The organism is Phormidium sp. CCY1219, from assembly GCF_035615515.1.
Classification (GTDB): domain Bacteria; phylum Cyanobacteriota; class Cyanobacteriia; order Cyanobacteriales; family Laspinemataceae; genus CCY1219.
The window spans coordinates 1-296 of sequence record NZ_JAJENT010000908.1 but is presented as its reverse complement, the minus strand read 5'-3'; the positions used below and the strand labels follow the sequence as shown (position 1 = coordinate 296).

At 42.2% G+C, this 296-nt stretch carries 1 protein-coding gene; it reads right to left on the bottom strand.

The annotated features are described in order from the left end of the window. Positions 1-296, bottom strand: a 296-nt coding sequence (locus LKK83_RS29790) for a tetratricopeptide repeat protein (protein WP_324635096.1), incomplete at both ends; no start/stop codon positions are given.

Genomic DNA, 296 nt, shown 5'->3' with positions numbered 1-296 from the left:
AACTGAAACATTGCTAAGTCGTAAAGCGAGCTGTATTCCGCAATGCGATCGCCCAATTCCCGAAAAATCTCTAACCGTCGCTGGTAAGAGGCAATAACCTGTTCATCCTGTTTCAACTCCCGATACAAATTAATCAGATATTCCAATCCCGATAAAGCCCATTCTGTGACGTTCAATTTCCGATACAACTCAACCGCTTGCTCATACCAGGAAATTGCCGTTTCTGGCTGCTTTAAATTCCCATAGCATCGCCCCAACATATACCGAGAATTGGCAATTTTATAAATTTTTCCAGT